Annotated in this window: 13 protein-coding genes; 8 read left to right on the top strand and 5 right to left on the bottom strand. The window is 33.1% G+C overall.

What is annotated here, in order from left to right:
* Nucleotides 1-23: 23 nt before the first annotated feature.
* Together OS139_RS02480 and OS139_RS02475 are read left to right on the top strand one after the other, a co-directional pair.
* Nucleotides 24-257: a hypothetical protein gene (locus OS139_RS02480; RefSeq protein WP_002306996.1), complete on the top strand. Its 234-nt coding sequence runs from the start codon at nt 24-26 to the stop codon at nt 255-257.
* Nucleotides 245-1198 (top strand): SPFH domain-containing protein, encoded by a 954-nt coding sequence (locus tag OS139_RS02475; protein ID WP_002331890.1) that lies wholly within the window; start codon nt 245-247, stop codon nt 1196-1198. The genes OS139_RS02480 and OS139_RS02475 overlap by 13 nt, the downstream gene beginning before the upstream one ends.
* Nucleotides 1199-1440: 242 nt before the next feature.
* Here the strand turns inward: OS139_RS02475 and OS139_RS02470 are convergent, their stop codons facing one another.
* From OS139_RS02470 to OS139_RS02450, 5 genes are all read right to left on the bottom strand, one after another.
* Nucleotides 1441-2169, bottom strand: a complete 729-nt coding sequence (locus OS139_RS02470; RefSeq protein ID WP_002299848.1) for a GntR family transcriptional regulator — start codon at nt 2167-2169, stop codon at nt 1441-1443.
* Nucleotides 2170-2224: 55 nt separating this feature from the next.
* Entirely contained in the window at nt 2225-2695 is a 471-nt protein-coding gene (locus OS139_RS02465) for a GNAT family N-acetyltransferase (RefSeq protein ID WP_002299847.1), read from the bottom strand.
* A 4-nt stretch (nt 2696-2699) separates the two neighbouring features.
* Nucleotides 2700-4106 carry a C4-dicarboxylate transporter DcuC gene (dcuC, locus tag OS139_RS02460; RefSeq protein ID WP_002331889.1) on the bottom strand — a complete coding sequence of 469 codons (1407 nt, stop codon included), beginning with the start codon at nt 4104-4106 and terminating at the stop codon, nt 2700-2702.
* Between the two features lie 22 nt (nt 4107-4128).
* The gene (locus OS139_RS02455) at nt 4129-5049 is read right to left on the bottom strand and encodes a nucleoside hydrolase (RefSeq protein WP_002299844.1); all 921 of its coding nucleotides are present in this window, start codon (nt 5047-5049) and stop codon (nt 4129-4131) included.
* A 293-nt stretch (nt 5050-5342) separates the two neighbouring features.
* Entirely contained in the window at nt 5343-6005 is a 663-nt protein-coding gene (locus OS139_RS02450) for a CPBP family intramembrane glutamic endopeptidase (protein ID WP_025479119.1), read from the bottom strand.
* A 1314-nt stretch (nt 6006-7319) separates the two neighbouring features.
* Here OS139_RS02450 and OS139_RS02445 point away from each other — a divergent pair.
* The 6 genes from OS139_RS02445 to OS139_RS02420 all read left to right on the top strand — a co-directional run bounded on the left by OS139_RS02445 (nt 7320) and on the right by OS139_RS02420 (nt 13323).
* Nucleotides 7320-7736 carry a PTS mannose transporter subunit IIA gene (locus tag OS139_RS02445; RefSeq protein WP_002306992.1) on the top strand — a complete coding sequence of 139 codons (417 nt, stop codon included), beginning with the start codon at nt 7320-7322 and terminating at the stop codon, nt 7734-7736.
* A gap of 60 nt (nt 7737-7796) precedes the next feature.
* The gene (locus tag OS139_RS02440) at nt 7797-8288 is read left to right on the top strand and encodes a PTS system mannose/fructose/N-acetylgalactosamine-transporter subunit IIB (RefSeq protein WP_002306991.1); all 492 of its coding nucleotides are present in this window, start codon (nt 7797-7799) and stop codon (nt 8286-8288) included.
* Nucleotides 8289-8301: 13 nt separating this feature from the next.
* The gene (locus tag OS139_RS02435; protein ID WP_002331056.1) at nt 8302-9111 is read left to right on the top strand and encodes a PTS mannose/fructose/sorbose/N-acetylgalactosamine transporter subunit IIC; all 810 of its coding nucleotides are present in this window, start codon (nt 8302-8304) and stop codon (nt 9109-9111) included.
* The gene (locus OS139_RS02430) at nt 9108-9935 is read left to right on the top strand and encodes a PTS system mannose/fructose/sorbose family transporter subunit IID (protein ID WP_002306989.1); all 828 of its coding nucleotides are present in this window, start codon (nt 9108-9110) and stop codon (nt 9933-9935) included. Before OS139_RS02435 ends, OS139_RS02430 begins: the two co-directional genes overlap by 4 nt.
* Nucleotides 9929-10639 carry an HAD family hydrolase gene (locus tag OS139_RS02425; RefSeq protein ID WP_002306988.1) on the top strand — a complete coding sequence of 237 codons (711 nt, stop codon included), beginning with the start codon at nt 9929-9931 and terminating at the stop codon, nt 10637-10639. Before OS139_RS02430 ends, OS139_RS02425 begins: the two co-directional genes overlap by 7 nt.
* Before the next feature lie 170 nt (nt 10640-10809).
* Nucleotides 10810-13323, top strand: a complete 2514-nt coding sequence (locus OS139_RS02420; protein ID WP_002331887.1) for a sigma 54-interacting transcriptional regulator — start codon at nt 10810-10812, stop codon at nt 13321-13323.
* Nucleotides 13324-13687 lie beyond the last annotated feature (364 nt).

Below are 13687 nucleotides of genomic sequence, written 5' to 3'. Positions count from 1 at the left end.
TAATAAAGGAAAAGGAGGAGAGTATGACATATTATTTAGAAAACAAGGTTATTGGAAAGTACTTTCGATCAGCTACTAATCAATTTTTAGGAATTGTTCGTATCTATGGTACTTATACAGAATACCGTGTAATAGAAGGGGTCCCTGAAAAAGATGCTATGCTAGAAATCATAGGTGTTCAGTCCGGTGTGCTTCTTACAAGAGTGAATAATAGTTTATTTGAAAATGGAAGAGGGTATATAGAATGTTGGTTGTGAAAATAATCGTTGGAGTAATTGTTGCAGCTTTTCTTATATGGTTATTGACTAGTACGGCAGTCGTTGTACGTCAAGGGGAAGTAAAAGTAGTAGAAAGTTTTGGGAAATATGTGAAAATTCTGGAACCAGGATTACATTTTCTTATTCCAGTACTATATACTGTTCGAGAAAGAGTATCGCTAAAACAGATTCCTTTAGAAATAGAACCTCAAAGTGCTATTACAAAAGATAATGTAATGGTTGAGATTGACGAAGCTATCAAATATCATGTTACAGATGTACGAGCATTTGTTTATGATAATGAAAATTCCGTAGTATCAATGATCCAAGATGCGCAATCGAATTTGCGTGGAATTATCGGGAAAATGGAGCTAAATGAAGTATTGAATGGTACTGAAGAAATTAACGCCTCTTTGTTTGCTTCAATTAAAGATATTACTTCTGGCTATGGTTTGGCAATCGATCGAATTAATATTGGGGAAATAAAAGTATCTAAAGAAATTGTTGAATCAATGAACAAATTGATAACAGCTTCAAGAGACAAAGAATCAATGATTACTCGTGCAGAAGGTGAGAAATCATCTGCGGTACTTAATGCTGAAGCTAATGCATCTAAAATGACCATTGATGCACAAGCAAGGGCACAACAAACCCAAATTGACGCAGAAGCAAGAGCAAAGCGTATTCGTATTGACGCAGAGGCAGAAGCTGATCGTATTGAAAAAATTACTGAAGCAGAGAAAAAAAGAATAATAATCTTAAATGAAGCAATCAAAAATAGTCAACTCGATGAGACATCCTTATCTTATTTAGGAATAGAAGCATTTAAAGAGGTAGTTTCTAGTCAAACAAATACAATTATATTACCTTCTAACATGACGGAATTAGGCAATATCCCTGTAGCAAAACAGTTATGGGAGAAACAAATAAAAGAAAATTAATTATGAATTGCATTTATATTTTAAAATAGTATAAACCTTTATCTTACTTACATTGTTACTGAAAAGGTTAGTGATACGTAACCTTGGATTTCATAGTTAGAGAAAATTCACTATCCTGTTTTATATTGTCAAAAAGTAATAGATACAATTCTCCCTCTCAAAAGTTAGTTTAACTATTAACTTAGGAGGGAGAATTTTTAATTAGATATAGATTTCAATAGATGCAGATTCAAGCCTTATGTTCAATGAATGTCACGATATCTGACTAGAGATGTTCTGAAAAAACTTTCTGCAATATAATATTTATTCTGGGCCAATACCTTTCCGGTGTTTGAATACAAGTCTTCAGTCATCAAAACCAGTTTTTCGCCTTCAGCAAACCCTCTTCTAAAACTATCGGGATTTCTTGAAGAAATAGTAATAGTTAACTTTGAATTACTCACATCTTCATAAATGTCTTTTTCTAGAAATTGGATAATTTGATTTTTATCTTCTAGATTTAGGTTGAATTTTTCAATTGTCTCTGGTAATAAAATAGAAAAAATATTTGCTATATTTGAATTGCCCAGTACATACCATACATTTAAAGTGAAATAGGAAATATCTTTCACTTCAAATAATTTATCTGTAAAAATACTACTAGGATTCTTAAAATAGTAAGCATCTTTTTTTGAAATTTGTTCTATAGGAACTGTCAAACTCTCTAAAAGAGGACAACTTAATGAGCGAAGACCTTGTTTGCTTTTTTGGGCGTGTGTAAAATTAACAAAATGGCCTTGACCATGAATACTAGTAATGATTCCATCCTCTTTTAATAAAGATAATGCAGTCCTTAATGTCACTCTACTAACATTAAAATCACTAGTCAATTTTTCTTCCGATGGCAATTTTGAACCAGGAAGAAACTGAGAACGTTTGATCATTAATAAAATTTGGTTATAAACTTGGACATATTTTGGCGTACGATGCATATTTCACCATTCCTCGCATAAGTATATAATTAATTTTAACATATTACTTGTTTACTTAGTAAAGAGGATAGATAAATTCAATAAAATCACCAAAATGTTCACGTCCAGGAATTATATAAGCTCTTTTAGAATGGAATCCTAGATCCTTAACTAAATTTTGCATAGGAAAATTAGAATGATTCGTAATTAATTTAATATTATGAACAGTGGGCCTGATTTTTTCCTTTGTGATAATGTCTTTTAAAATCATACGAGCTATGCCTTTTCGTTGGTAACAGGAATGAACAACTAGACGTTGGATCAATAACGAACAATCGCTTGTTGTAAGAGTTACGCAGCCATAAATAGGATGACCGTAAATCCATAATTGTTGCTCTGTAATATCCTTCAAGACTGTCCCAGAACTAGGATAAACATTAGTCCATTGATTGATACCATTTGTTATCATTTGTCGCTTTCCATCAGCAATAAGAGCTTTAATCTGTAAATAGTCTTTTACTGTGGCTAATCTTTTATCTAAAGTCATTGGTCTATTGAAAAAATAAGATAGATAGTATTAGTGATAAAATTACTCCGAATACCATTGGGACAGAAGTTCTGCGTACAATTTGCATGGGAGACAATTTTGTTGTTCCAGCAACAATCAAAACCACAGCAGCCACTGGAGAAACCGCTCTCAGTAAGTTGCCGGATAATTGCATTGGAATAGATAAAGCGACAGGGTCTATTCCAGCTGCTTTAGATAAAGGGATCATTAAAGGGATCATTGCAAATAGTAAAGCTGTTCCACTACCGCTAAGTAAAACAATAATAGCTGTAAAAGCAACCATTACAAGCGGTAAAAGTATACCTGCACTATTAATATTTTCCATTGTTTTTTGTATAATCTCAATAATTCCAATCGAAGTAAGGCCTTGAACGAATACTTGAGCAGAAACTAATAATGCGACGATATTCATCACATTTCCCATACCCTCAAAAAAGTAACTAGTTTCTTTTAATACGGTATTTATCGAACGACGATTGAAGAACTCTATGATAACAGCAATCATAAAGCTAATTAAACTGACTACCTGGACACTTATATTTAACGTGGTATTTAAAACAATATTTCCTATAAACACAATTAGAAGCAAGATAATCGGTAGTAAAGGCAAAATACCATAGACAATTGCTTTGATACCTGAGTAAGAAACTTGGATCTCCTCATCAGAATTGCTGGAGCTATATAAGTTTAGCTCTTCTTCATAAGATAAAGTTTCTTTGCTCTTCTTATCTTCATGCTTTTGCCACCAGTAATGTACAAGAGCAATTGCTAGTAACGTCGGCACTGAAACGATAGCATGATTTTTAAACACATAGTCTGTAACATTGATATTTAGCAAAGATGCTATCGCTACATTATCTGATCCCAATGGTGTTGGTACAATTGTTGCTGAGGTACCAATAATTGCAGCTGCGCTTAATCTGGACATTCCAGCAGATCGCAAAACAGGATATAAAGTTGCTAACAGAATAATTGCTAAATTTGAAGCACTTGGAATAACTAATGACAATAGATTTCCGATTAAAAAAACGATGGGAATAAGGATATAAATGGATCGAATCCTTGAAATAGGCTTTGTTAAAGCTTGTACAGTAACTTTATTTGCGCCAATATGATTCATATAAGCGCTGTAGCCTCCTAAAATCAATATAACGAAGCCTGGTCCTACTAACGTACTCGTGAATTGGTCAACAACAACTTGAAAAGGATCTAACAAAGAAGTGCCAGTACTTTCACTTATTTCTAAATGTCCACCTATTAAAATTGCAATATATAGCAGTAGTATACCTAATATTAGTAGAGTCATCTTTATATCATTTTTTTTAAGTAACATATAAACGAGGATTCCTACGGCCAATAATCCAATGAAGCAAGTCAATAAAACATTCATTTACAGCCCAACCTTTCTTTTATTAAAAAGTTTTAGCAATCGAAGCAACGAACCATTTTTCAAATTTATTTGGATCCACATGGGTAGCGACCTCTGCATTAGCAGGGAGATTGAGATACCCATTTAAATCAATTAACGATGCACCAGTAGTTAATTTACCAACTGTTTCAATTTCAACTCTTGTTTTAACAGTCTCAAACATATCTGGATTTAATATTAAACCTACAGCTAAACTATCATACATGTTGAGTCCTGTTTCGAAACTGCCACTGCGATATTTTGAAAATAGTTGGTAAAACATATTACCTATTATTCCAAAATCCTTTATTTTTTTTGAAACCTCCGGCATGATTTTTGCCTGACGACCTACTTCCATGGGGGCAACTCTAATGGGAAGACCACTATCAAAAACAATTTTTGCAGCTTCCGGATCAGCAGCAAAATTAAACTCAGATAATACCCCATAATTTCCTCTTCCTAGGCTGCCACCCATGACAACGATTTCTTCTATTTTATCTAAATCATGAGGATATAGATGGATGTATAAAGCAATATCAGTTAGCGGCCCTATGCCTACTATTGTCGTTTTATTTTCTTCCTGGGTAATAGTTTCATGCATCGCCGATACAGCTGTTAATGATTGTTCGCAGTGAATAGTTGGTTCTGGGAATAGATAACCATCCATTCCAGTTTTTCCATGAACATTACTGGCATTGATCACATTTTTTAGGAGGGGATGCGCACTCCCTAAAACAACACGAGGATTTTTTTTGTATAGTGTTAGTAACTTTTCCACATTGAGTTTAGTGTATTCTAAGCCGACATTTCCAAAAATGGGACAAATTAACTTCACGTCTAGATTCTCACTGAATAATGCGAGTGCAAGGGCAACAGCATCATCTATGCCTGGATCGGTACTAATAATTACTGATTTTTTATTCATAATCTCTCTTCTTTCTTGATTTTTTAGAAGCGCTTCCAAAAAGATAATACAACATTGTATTATATAAGTCAAATTTAGATACAACGTTTTAGTCTATATTGTTTCTAATATTTCCAAGACATGTGACTAGTATTTTATATTTAGAAAAAATATTAATTTGTAATAATCGTTAACTCTAAGTATAGTACTAGCTAAAAAATTCTTAATAGGATATAACTATTTTGAAATAAAACAGCAAAACTACAAAGTTAGCTGAACAGTCTAACTTTGTAGTTTTGCTGTTTTTAAACATTTCACTCAAATTCTAGTGGCTTATTAAGAATATTTCTTTTTCGCCATACTAATATAATAAGTATTACCAACACAATAGATGAAACAATTATACTCATATAATCAATTGAGCTATGGTAGATAGTTTGAAAAAGTATGCCTTCGCTATCTTTTGGAGAGTTTGCTAAACCAAAAAAGTCCGACATAAAAAAGTTATAGGCTCCATGAGAGGCTGCGGCTACCCAGGTGTTAGAAAATAGAACTCTTAGTAAAGCCCAAACCATACCGATCAAAAAATAATCTAATAACTCTAGAGTGAATCCTCCAGTATTGCTAAGATGCATTAACATAAAAAATAAACTACTTACTATAACTCCCCATAAAAGATTAGTTTTTTTAGCAATTCCACCTAATACGAAACCTCGGCTAATTACTTCTTCTTGTGATCCTTGTGCTAGATAAAACACTATGCTTGTTAGTAATTTAGACCAAGAAGATTTCGAAAAAACCTCTTGAAAATCAGCACCACCGACTAGGACATAGCCAGCTACGATAAAAGTAATTATAAAAGCTCCAGTAAGGTACCCAAAGAAAAAGTTTTTAAAAAAATTCTTTTTGGAGAAACCTAGTATACGTATATCTTTATAAATTATTTTAGTTAGAAGGATAAAAAGGAAACTAATCATCAAAAAAAAGAATACATCCATTATTAGGCTAACAAATAGATTTCCTTGTAAATTTGGAAATAACTGTTCATAAAAAATGGACTCTAAATAGCTTGAAATAAACAAACCAAAAAAAGCAATAAAAAAACTTAAAATGGGAGGTATTAAGATTACAACAGTTTTTTTATTATTTTCATAAATCCAACTCCTTTTATTATTAAATTTTAATTAACTATACTTATTTAGTAAAGAGTAAAGTGAGTTCTTTAAAATATGATTTTTATTCTATCAGCATATCTATAGATAGAAATGCCGGATACTTCATGGTATTTAAATAGGTTCATTATACTTTTTCAAAAGTATATGTGTTTTCATAACATCTTTTGATTGTTAAATCAAATTTCTGGTTTACCATTGAAATTAGGCATATTGCTAATTGATAATACTGTTTTTTCTTCCTTAGTAACCTGCTGAAAGCAGTACATCCTTAAAAATTAAGTGAAAGCTGATTACTTTCAAAGCAGGAGACCAAGGCAGATAAATAAAGGCCGTTTATAAAGTAAATAAAGAAGAAAAATGATAGTACGAAATCATTATGAAAAGCTGTCTCAATAAAATATTGAGAGAGAATTTTAGCTCTTTGAAGTGTAAGTTTAGCGCTTGCTTAAGAGAGGTATTTGCCAAAAACATGTTCCATAATAACCGTTAAGAGAATATTTTTTATTTATAGATTTAAAAAAATTCTAAAAACAGTAAAATTTTCAAACTATTTTTATTTCTATTACTGTGACATAATTAAGTCACTATCACAGACCGTTGACAACTATCTTCCTTTTGAAAACTATTCTAAGAAGTATTTGTGATAGTACTCTTGTCATTATCATTATTCTGCTAGCACTAAACCATCTCCTATAAGTATGATGATAATGAGCTTCCGTTCAAAAGCCACTTAAAAAAGTGGTTTTTTTGTAATTGAAAAATTCATCTTTCGGGAGTGATAAAAAATTATTTTTTACATTTTGGGTTATTAGTAGTCTTACCTTAAAATTTTTGTGAAAAGAGGATTTTCTCTCATATATTGAATGAAAGTTAACCTTAGCGAAAACGCATATGTATAGTTAATTAGGTTCGAAGTTCGTTATAACTTAAAAGGAAAAGTACTACTGGTTTAGGCAGATTTACTAACAAGCTTTCTGTCACCTATTACCATCTGTTTAGAAGTAAATCAAACTGTTTAAACAGTTTGAAAAGTATAAGAAAGCTCAAGAAATGGGACTTTCTTATACTTTTCTTTTTTGGCATAGTATTTGCTTAATATAAAGTGAGGTGAAAAATATGAAAAAAAAATTTTTAGTTGCAACACATGGGCGACTGGCAAGCGGTTTTCAAAATTCAATGGCGATTTTAGCTGATAAAGGAGCAGAACTTGAAGTCATTAATGCATATTTAACAAATGAAGACTATACGCCCATCATTTCGAACTTTATAGATTCTATCGAAGAAGGAGAACAAGGAATTATCTTTACCGATCTGTTTGGCGGAAGTGTAAATCAAACAGTGGTAGCAGAACTGATAAAACAAAAAAAAGATCAATTGTTTGTCATTTCTAATAGTAATTTAGCAATTATATTATCTTTAGTCCTCACACCGGAAAATGAAGTCTTTACAAAAGAAAGTATAAACGAAGCAATTGAGATAAGCCAGGTTCGTTTAGTATCAACAGATTTGCCTACAGAAGAGACATTTTTTTAAATCAAAAGTGTAAGAAGAAACTATTATAGTAATTTGATACAAAATAAGGAGGAAAAAAGGATGATAACTCAAATACGTGTGGACGATCGACTAATCCATGGTCAAGTAGCTGTAGTTTGGACGAAAGAATTAAATGCGCCATTATTAGTGGTTGCTAATGATGAAGCAGCAAAAAATGAGGTCATGCAAATGACATTGAAGATGGCTGTACCAAACGGAATGAAACTATTAATTCGTTCGGTGGATGATGCTATCAATATATTCAATGATCCAAGAGGAGCCGACAAACGAATTTTTGTCATTGTAAATAGCGTATCCGATGCAAATAAAATAGCTCAAAATGTGGAAAACATAGAAACAGTCAATGTTGCTAACGCAGGTAGATTTGATAAATCTGATCCATCAACGAAAAAAATGATATTTCCTAGTGTGCAGTTGAATCCTAATGAATTAGCTGCAGCAAAGGAATTAGCTAAGTTAGATCGAGTAAATAGTTACAACCAGGTGTTGCCGTCAAATCCGCAATTAAGTTTAAAAGATGCATTAGAATAGGGAGGAATAAAATATGTTAATGCACGCAACTATGGCAGCTTTAGCAGTATTTATCTGTTTTGCGGGTAACTATTTGACTGGACAAAGTATGATGGAACGTCCATTAGTAGTAGGTCTCGTTACAGGTATTTTAATGGGGGACATGAAAACGGGTATTTTGATGGGAGCCTCTTTGGAAGCCGTATTTTTAGGAAATGTAAATATTGGCGGAGTGATAGCAGCAGAGCCAGTAACGGCCACAACTTTAGCTACAACTTTCGCCATCATTTCTAATGTAGAACAAAAAGCAGCAATGACTCTCGCTGTGCCAATTGGTATGTTAGCTGCATTTGTCGTTATGTTTTTGAAAAATGTTTTCATGAATATCTTTGCTCCAGCTTTAGATAAAGCTGCACGTGAAAATAACCAAAAAATGATCCTTACGCTGCATTTTGGTACATGGGTGATCTATTATTTAATCATTGCATCTATTTCTTTCATTGGAATTTTAGCGGGGAGTGGTCCGGTAAATTCCTTTGTTGAACATATCCCTCAGAGTCTAATGAATGGTCTTAGTGCAGCTGGAGGGTTGTTGCCTGCTGTTGGATTTGCCATGTTGATGAAGCTCTTATGGGACAATAAGTTAGCTGTTTTTTATATCCTTGGATTTGTTCTAACCGCTTACTTACAACTTCCGGCAGTGGCTGTTGCTGTGATTGGGGGTGTTATCTGTGTTGTCAGCGCTCAGCGGGATATTGAAATTAGAGAGGCTGGTAAAAATGGTAATAGGCACGATAAAGGGCTAATGACAAAAGCAGAAGAAGAGGAGGACTTTTTCGCATGAAATTCCAAGAAAACTTGACAAAAGAAGAAAAGAAAATGATGCGTTCTGTCTTTTGGCGTTCATGGACGATGAATGCCAGTCGTACTGGAGCAACGCAATACCACGCAGTAGGCGTCATCTATACGCTGCTGCCAGTTATCAATCGTTTTTATCAAACAAAAGAAGAACGTGCAGAGGCAATTGTTCGCCATACAACTTGGTTCAATGCAACGATGCATATTAATAATTTCATCATGGGATTAGTTGCTTCAATGGAAAAGCAAAATAGTGAAGATGAACATTTTGACGCCAGTTCAATCACTGCTGTTAAAGCATCATTAATGGGACCAATATCAGGTATTGGTGATTCATTTTTCTGGGGTATTTTACGGGTAATCGCAGCGGGTATCGGTATCTCTTTAGCAGCAACCGGTTCTCCGCTAGGTGCAATCATATTTTTATTGATTTATAATATTCCGGCTTTTCTCATTCACTATTATGCACTGTATAGCGGTTATTCTGTGGGTGCCAGTTTTATTCAACGAATGTATGAATCAGGTGGAATGAAAATTTTGACAAAAGCTTCAAGTATGTTGGGCTTAATGATGATGGGATCAATGACAGCATCGAATGTCAAATTCAAGACCATCTTAGAGGTGAGCGTAGAAGGCAGCAAAGAAGTGATGAAAATTCAAGATTACCTTGATCAATTATTTATAGGTATCGTACCATTAGCGGTGACGTTATTTGCATTTTGGTTATTACGGAAAAAAGTCAACGTAAATGTAGTAATGTTTGGTATTATGTTTTTAGGTATTATATTAGGTCTGTTAGGGATATGCTAGAAAACATTGCTGTTTTTTTCGATGTTGATGATACATTATTAGACAATTATAGTGCCTTCAAATGTACCATCCGAAAGTACTATCCTGACTATTTCCTCGAAGAACCTTTTTTAAAGCGTCTTTATCATGAATTTCGCTGTCATAGCGAAAAGATTTATAAGTTTTATCAAGAAGGAAAACTAGCTACAAAAAAGAAAGACGAACGATGGTTACTAGTGATGGAAACATTAAATTTAAAGAAGAATACCAATTTATCGGAATTAGATGCTTACTATCATTTATGTCAAAGCAAACAGACTTTGTCAGTCGAAATGTCTTTGCTTTTAAATGTTTTGAAAAAAAGTGGAATTCTATGTGGAATTATAACAAATGGATTCACTCAGCAACAGCAAAGAAAATTAGAACAATTAGATCTTGATCGTTTTATCGAACCGAGATGGCAATTTATTTCGGAAAAGTTAGGTGATGCAAAACCAAGTGTAAGCTGTTTTCGAAAAGTTTCTAAACAATTGCCAGAAAAGATAACAAAAATTTACTATTTAGGGGATAGTTATCAAAATGATGTTATTCCATCTAGATTAGCCGGCTGGTGTCCGATCTGGTTGAATCATTTTGTTGACGATGAAGCAGCAGAGATTCTACAAGCTAAAACCGATAATGAAGCAGCCACCTTGATATTATCTGAATTACTACATTCGAAATAAATAGAGCCGTGTCCCATAGGAAAAACTACTGTAGCTAAGAGTATGATTTGATGCACTCTGACTGCAGTAGTTTTGATTTTTTAATATTTCATCTGATGTGAGGCTTTTTGGAAAATATGACATTTCCATTTCTTATCATATACTGTATTTTTTATGAGGGAGGTTTAAGTATGCGACAAGAAACGAGAGAACAGTTACTAAATTTATTATCTGAAGCAACTACTTTGACGACACAGGAGATTGCTGATTCTATCTCATTAAGTCGCTCAGCAACAAGCTTATATTTGAATGAGTTATTAGATCAAAATGAAATACAAAAAAGCGGAACAAAACCAGTGTATTGGTCAATTGCCGAATCAGAAAACAAAGGTGGGAAAGACGCGTTTGCTCAGTATATTGGAAGTAATGGCAGTGCTAGACGAGCAATTGAGACGTGTAAGGCAGCGGTATTGTATCCACCATTAGGATTACCACTTCTTTTGCATGGAGCAAGTGGAGTTGGAAAAAGTTTTTTAGCACACTTAATTTTTAAATATCTTAAAGAAAACAAGTGTAAAGGAACAAAAAATTTCTTTGTTTTCAATTGTGCAGATTACGCTAATAACCCTGAGTTATTATCTTCTATTCTATTCGGACACACAAAAGGTGCTTTTACAGGAGCAGAAAAAGAAAAGGTTGGTCTTTTAGCGCAAGCTGATGATAGTGTTTTATTTTTAGACGAAGTACATCGATTATCTCACGAGAATCAGGAAAAACTATTTCAATTTATGGATACAGGGAATTTTCGGTCTATCGGCGAAGAAGCAGAAATGATTTCTTCGAATGTTCGATTATTATTTGCAACGACTGAAACGCCTGAAGAAGCACTATTACCGACATTTTATCGACGTATTTCCGTTATTGTTGAATTACCAGCTTTTCATGAACGACCAATATTTGAGCGTATAGAGCTAGTCAAATATTTGTTTGAAAGAGAAGCAAAGCGAATAAAAAAGAATATAGTTATTTCAAACGAGAATTTTTTTGCCTTAACAACACAAGAACTTTCAGGTAATATTGGAAGCTTATCAAATCAGGTAAGGATGAGTTGTGCTGATGCATTAAGGCTGACACCTCATAGTCAAACATTATTTATAGGTCAAGATAAGAAAACAACAGTTAAAATAACTTACCCTTCTACATCTAGTCCATCTATTGAGGAATACCAGATTTTTGCAGAGAGACTGATGCCTATATTAGATATAAATGAATTTGCTGAATTAAAAGAAAAATTACAAAAATTTGATAGTCAATACTTAGAAAATGTAGTGACTTTGTCAAATGATAGTTTGTCTTTAAGTATGAAAACAAGCATCCAAAAACAAAATCGTAGAATCATTGACAATGAAGCGATGACGCTAGAACCCCTTGAAATTGTTTGCAGGTTACTACAAATCTTAAAAGGAAAACTACCAGAAAAAAAATTAAAAGAAAAAATACATCTACTATCAAAACAGTATCCTAGAACTATACTTTTAACTACTAATCTCACAAGAGAGCTTCCTCTAGAAATTCGCCCCTTTGTTACTTTCTTCTTAGGTGTAATGCTGATCGGCAAGGTCTCAGAAGACATCCGTTACCAAGCATTACTAGTAGCTCATGGAAACGCGACTGCTAGTAGTATTCAAGCTGTGGCAAATAAAATGTGTGGAGATTACGTTTTTGATGCTATCAATATGCCTTTATCATCTTCTGCTAGAGATATTATCACAAAAGTTAATGATTGGCTTTCAGAAAGAGATACATCTGAAGGAGTGATCATGCTTGTGGATATGGGCTCATTAACTCATTTATATAAGAGCTTGAAGCCTCAAATTTTAGGAGAATTATTAGTTATTAATAATTTAACTACCTCTTATGCACTAGAGATTGGACAGCAACTAATCAATGGAAATCTTTTTTATGAGATTGCAAAAACGGCAGAAAGTGATTTTGTAACGAATATCCAGTATTTTGAAGGTTTTGCCGTAGAAAAAAATGTCATTATTTCCAGTATATCTGGTCGTGATATTGCTAAGAAAATAAAAATGATCTGTGAAAAATACTTTAATCCTGATATTAAGCTAATCGTATTAAATTACGGAGAATTAGTGAGCGCATTAGAACGCGCTTCTTCGGAAGAAGGATATTTGAAAGAGACGGCGTTGATCTTGACAACTTCCTATCTGGATAACACAACCCCGGTTCCCAGTATTAATCTAATTGATGTTTTGGATGAAGATGCAGAGAATAAATTGAATAGACAATTGAAAAACCTAATTCATCCTAGTAGTGTTCCATTATTAACGAACGAATTCATCCATTTCTTTTCAAAAGAAGGCTTATCTGAAAAACTCGAATTTTTAAACCCTGATGTAATTATCCGGCAAGTAGAAGATGTAGTAGAAAAGTGCGAGAAAAGATTCAGTCTTCAGTTGAATGCTAAAATGAAGTTCAATTTAATGATGCATCTAGCTTTGATGGTCGAACGAACGATACTTGGTGCAAAAGACTATCCAGTCCCAGAAGATATCAACCAGCTGAAAATCAACAACAAATTGTTTTATCAAAATACACAAACGATTTTCTATACTTTGGAACAGTTTTATAAAATCAAAATATCGACATGGGAATTATATATACTTTATGAAATTTTAGCAGGATAGAAAGTATGAATCCATCTGTTTGAATATTTTTTATTTGAGTATGATCAATACCACTAAACGTGTATCATTGATTAGTTTTCTTTTATTCATTACTTTTAAATATTTATAGTCATAGATAAGCTTCATGTAGGAATTCGTCAGCCGCGTATTATTCTACATGGAGTTTAATTTTTGTATGGTGATCCAGTCAAACTTTATTTAGGATAGAACGTGTAAGCCATGATATTTTTAGAGAATATACGGTTTAAGATATTGAAAGCTGTTCTCAATTTTTTAATTTAAAAAATTTGAAAAAGCGTTTGATTATTTATATTACGACTTAGTGCAATAAAAAACGCATTTTAACAGTACATGTAGTCGTCTT

This window comes from Enterococcus sp. E4-223 (assembly GCF_035727065.1).
GTDB classification, from domain to species: Bacteria; Bacillota; Bacilli; order Lactobacillales; family Enterococcaceae; genus Enterococcus_B; species Enterococcus_B faecium.
This window is presented reverse-complemented; position numbering and strand designations above follow the sequence as displayed.